This window comes from Pseudomonas sp. (assembly GCF_050739995.1).
Lineage (GTDB): Bacteria > Pseudomonadota > Gammaproteobacteria > Pseudomonadales > Pseudomonadaceae > Aquipseudomonas.
This window is the reverse complement of the sequence record NZ_JBOICG010000228.1, coordinates 1-4,384: the sequence shown is the minus strand read 5'-3', so window position 1 is coordinate 4,384 and position 4,384 is coordinate 1. Positions and strand designations below refer to the sequence as shown.

5 protein-coding genes and 1 pseudogene are annotated in these 4,384 nt (G+C 60.5%); 3 read left to right on the top strand and 3 right to left on the bottom strand.

The annotated features are described in order from the left end of the window. Window positions 1–71: 71 nt before the first annotated feature. The 3 genes from ACRESD_RS07840 to ACRESD_RS07830 form a co-directional block, all read right to left on the bottom strand. The gene (locus ACRESD_RS07840; RefSeq protein ID WP_431750399.1) at window positions 72–896 is read right to left on the bottom strand and encodes an ATPase; all 825 of its coding nucleotides are present in this window, start codon (window positions 894–896) and stop codon (window positions 72–74) included. A 127-nt stretch (window positions 897–1,023) separates the two neighbouring features. Further along, window positions 1,024–2,022 (bottom strand): NAD-dependent epimerase/dehydratase family protein, encoded by a 999-nt coding sequence (locus ACRESD_RS07835; protein ID WP_431750398.1) that lies wholly within the window; start codon window positions 2,020–2,022, stop codon window positions 1,024–1,026. 52 nt (window positions 2,023–2,074) lie between these two features. Next, window positions 2,075–2,968 carry a LysR family transcriptional regulator ArgP gene (locus ACRESD_RS07830; RefSeq protein ID WP_431750397.1) on the bottom strand — a complete coding sequence of 298 codons (894 nt, stop codon included), beginning with the start codon at window positions 2,966–2,968 and terminating at the stop codon, window positions 2,075–2,077. Between the two features lie 96 nt (window positions 2,969–3,064). Between ACRESD_RS07830 and ACRESD_RS07825 the strand changes: the two genes are divergently transcribed. From ACRESD_RS07825 to ACRESD_RS07815, 3 genes and pseudogenes are all read left to right on the top strand, one after another. Continuing rightward, entirely contained in the window at window positions 3,065–3,466 is a 402-nt protein-coding gene (locus tag ACRESD_RS07825) for an ACT domain-containing protein (RefSeq protein ID WP_431750396.1), read from the top strand. Between the two features lie 5 nt (window positions 3,467–3,471). Further along, window positions 3,472–4,071: a LysE/ArgO family amino acid transporter gene (locus ACRESD_RS07820; protein WP_431750395.1), complete on the top strand. Its 600-nt coding sequence runs from the start codon at window positions 3,472–3,474 to the stop codon at window positions 4,069–4,071. A gap of 178 nt (window positions 4,072–4,249) precedes the next feature. Then, window positions 4,250–4,384: pseudogene (locus tag ACRESD_RS07815) on the top strand (superoxide dismutase [Fe]); the annotation flags it as partial.

Below are 4,384 nucleotides of genomic sequence, written 5' to 3'. Positions count from 1 at the left end.
GCCATTATCTAACTCCTGGTCACGATTCAACTGTGGGAGCTGGCTTGCCTGCTCCCACAGTTTTAACCGGTTCACTGCCCCAGCGGTGTGATCTTCGCCGGCGCGTTGAGCTGTTGTTGCAGGTTCTGCACCTGGCTCTGCAAGGTGGTGATGTTGCGCGTGGTCTGGATACGGAATACGTCGAACTCTTTATTGGTCGGTGCGTCGCTGTTGGCGGGCTGGTTTTCCTGTGCACTCTTGAGTACCAGAAGGTCCTGCTCCAGGCGGGCGATGGCCGCACTCGGGTTGCCTTGTTTCTTCAAGGCCGCCACGTCGGTCGCCAGGTCCTTGGTCTCCCCCTGCGCCGCCTTGAGGCTGGCGACGGCGTCGGTCAAGGCCTGCACCTGGCCTTGCAACTTGGCATTGGCACTCGCCAGCTCAGTGGTGCTGGTGGTCATTTGCGCCAGGCGCTGGTCCAGTTCGCTCGCCTGGCCGGCCACGCCGACCTGCTGCTTGCCCTGCTCCAGCAGTTGGGTTTCCAACTGCTTGATCTGCAACTTGAGCGCTTCGCTGCCGTTGTTCACGTTGGCTTCACTCGCCACGACCTTGCCGGAAATATCCTGCAAGCGCCCCGCCGCTTCCTCGCTGATGCGCGCAAAACTTTCCTGGGTGGCGACCAACTGCTGGCCCATCAGGGAGATCTGCTGGAAGCTCCACCAGGCGAGGCCGGCAAAGGCGATCAGCAGCGCACCGACCAAGGCCCACAATGGACCGGTGCTGGCCCGCTTGACCTTGACTACCGGGGTATTGCGCGAGCGCACGGAGGTGGCGGGGGTCGGCACGAAATCATCGTCGTCCCCTGAATCAGCCCGCAGGCTGGGAACATTGTCGAAGTCGTCGTTAGCATCGTTACGCATGAATCTACCTTGAATCAATGAGATGGCTAGCTGGAAGGCCGAGCACCGGGAGTATAAACCGCGTTCCCCGCGCACTGGTCGACCCGGAACCACGCATTCGGTTCCCGATGTGTTGCCAGTTATGAGACTACTTCAGGCCGGGGTCCTGAGCCTTCCACCAACTACAGAACTCGTCGAGCGCGGTCCACAGGCTGACCTTGGGCTCGTAGTCGAGATAATGCCTCGCCCGACTGATGTCGAGAGTGAAATCTTTGTTCATGACTTGCATCCCCAGACGCGACAACGCCGGTTCCGGACGACCCGGCCACATTGCGCAAAATGCTTCGTTCAGCGCCGCCACGCTGTAGGACAAGCCGTAAGATCGATAGCGGGTGACCTGCGGCAAGTCCATCTGGCGCATCACGTAGTTCACCACGTCCCACACCGGCACCGGCGTGCCGTTGCTGATGTTATAGGCCCGACCCAATGCCGAACCGGGGGCCAGCAAGCTGCTGAGGAGGGCTTCATTCAAGTTATGCACACTGGTGAAGTCGACCTTGTTCAAACCGTCGCCAACAATGGCCAGACGGTTCTTGCGTTGCATCTTCAGCAAACGCGGGAAGATGCTCATATCACCGGCACCGGTCACAAACCTGGGGCGCAGGGCCAGCACTTCAAGGCCAAACTCCTGGGCGCCGAAGACTTTCTGTTCGGCCAGGTATTTGGTGGCGGCGTAAGGATGCTTGAAGCGCTTGGGCACCTGTTCTTCGGTCAAGCCCAGGTGATCGCGTCCGTCAAAGTAGATCGACGGTGACGACAAATGCACCAGGCGCCCCACCCGCTGTTTGAGGCAGGCTTCGACGACGTTTTCGGTCACCAACACATTACCTTGGTGAAAGTCCTGGTACTTGCCCCACAGGCCCACGGCGCCGGCGCAATGCACCACGGCTTCGACGTCACGGCACAGCTCGCGCACCAGGTCTGCATCATTCAAATCACCCTGGATAAACTCGGCGCCACGCCGTACCAGGTGCTCGACACCCTCGGCGCGCCGCCCGTTGACCCGTACGTCCAGGCCCTGCTCCAGGGCGAAACGCGCAAAACGCCCGCCGATGAAGCCGCTTGCGCCGGTGACCAGAATTTTCATGTGTTACTCCGTGATCTTTCGTTTTTCATCGCTGTAGCCTTGACGCCTGCCATCACTCCAACGGCACCAACCATTGGCCACACGCCTGGGCCAGATGGTCGGTCAACAGCCCCAACAATTGCCCGCCACTGCGCCAATGATGCCAGTACAGCGGCACATCGATGGGCTTATCTGGTAATAACTCGACCAACACGCCCTTCTCCAACTGATCGCGCACCTGCAATTCGGGCACTAGGCCCCAGCCCAGCCCAGCCTCTGTCAGGCGGATAAACCCTTCGGACGAGGGGCATAGATGGTGTTCGAAACCACCGTCTACCCCGAGGGACGCCAGGTAACGGTGCTGCAGGAAATCATCCGGACCGAACACCAACGCCGGCGTACGCGCCAACTGCTCGGCACGCACACCCTCAGGAAAGTGCCTGGCAATAAAGGCCGGACTGGCCAGCGCCCGATAGCGCATGGCACCGAGCAACAGGCTGCGTGCCCCCGCCACCGGACGCTCGCTGGCGCAGATACAGGCCGCCACTTCGCCGGCACGCATGCGTTTTAGGCCCACGGTCTGGTCTTCCACCACCAGGTCCAGCAACAAATGCTGCTCGGCGCAGAAATCGCTGACCGCCTGCGCCCACCAGGTCGCGAGGCTATCGGCATTCAGGGCGATGCGCAGACGCTCGGGCATCCCTTCCTCATCCAGCGCGGGCACCTGGCTTTGCAGATCACGTTCCAGCAACCGCACCTGTTGCACATGGTTGAGCAGTCGCCGCCCGATATCCGTGGGTGTCGGCGGTGTAGCACGTACCAGCACCGGTTGGCCAATGCGCGCCTCCAGCAATTTGATGCGTTGGGAAATGGCCGACTGCGAAAGCCCCAGCACCTGAGCACCGCGTTCAAAGCCAGCCTGTTCCACCACCGCCGCCAAGGCGGAAAGCAATTTATAGTCGAACATCAGTTTCTCTAATGAGCGATCAGCAATATTGGTTTTTCTTATACAGCTTGAACCGTGAAAATGACCAGTATTGCTTCTCTTGATAGGAACCTTCATATGGCTGGTGAAACCGCCCTGGCGACCCTGCTGCGCAGCATGAGCCCACAGTTGAATGAGGGTGACTACGTGTTCTGCACCCTGCCCGACCGCCACATTCCCGAGGGCTGCGATGTCATCGGCAGCTTTCGCGAGCAGGAAGGCCTGACGCTGATCGTCGAGCGCCAACAAGCGCAGCAAGCCGGTTTGACCTTCGAGTACGTGGCGGCATGGATCACCCTGAACGTGCATTCGGCCCTGGAAGCTGTGGGCCTGACCGCCGCCTTCGCCAGCGCGCTGGGCAAGGCAGGTATCAGTTGCAACGTCATTGCCGGTTATTACCACGACCACCTATTTGTCGGACGTGCCGACGCCGAACGCGCCATGCACGTTTTGCGGCAACTGGCAGCGGACGCGGAGTAAACCTTATGTGGCAAAGCTATGTGAACGGGCTGTTGGTGGCCCTGGGTTTGATTATGGCGATCGGCACCCAGAACGCCTTTGTCTTGGCGCAAAGCCTGCGCCGCGAACATCACCTGCCGGTGGCGGCACTGTGCATCGTGTGCGATGCCATTTTGGTAGCGGCCGGAGTCTTCGGCCTGGCCACGGTGCTGGCGCAGAACCCACTGCTGCTGGCGATTGCCCGCTGGGGCGGTGCGGCATTCCTGTTGTGGTATGGCACCTTGGCGCTGCGTCGGGCGTTTTCAAAACAAAGCCTTGAACAAGGCGACACCTTCAAGGTGCGCTCACTGCGAGCGGTATTGCTCAGTGCCCTGGCGGTGACGCTGCTCAACCCCCATGTTTACCTGGACACCGTGCTGTTGATTGGCTCCCTGGGTGCTCAGCAAACCGAACCAGGTGCCTATGTGGCCGGTGCGGCCAGCGCGTCGTTCCTGTGGTTTGCCACCCTGGCGCTGGGCGCGGCGTGGCTGGCCCCCTGGCTGGCGCGCCCGGCAACCTGGCGCTTGCTGGACCTTTTGGTGGCTGTGATGATGTTCAGCGTGGCCTATCAATTGATCAGCGCCTGAGGATTATTCCAAAACGCTCTGGAACCTCTATCCCACACAGTTGTTGCGTGGTTTTGCCGCACCCCCGGTGCTATGATCCGGACCCTGCGCCGCAAAGAGTACAAACTCCCCGGCGCTTGTTTGGCCGCCCGTGATCGGCCTTGCGCTCACCGCAACTGACCTGATTAGGAGAATCATCATGGCTTTCGAATTGCCGCCGCTGCCCTACGCACACGATGCCCTGCAGCCGCACATCTCCAAGGAAACCTTGGAATACCACCACGACAAGCACCACAACTCCTATGTCGTGAACCTGAACAACCTGGTGCCAGGC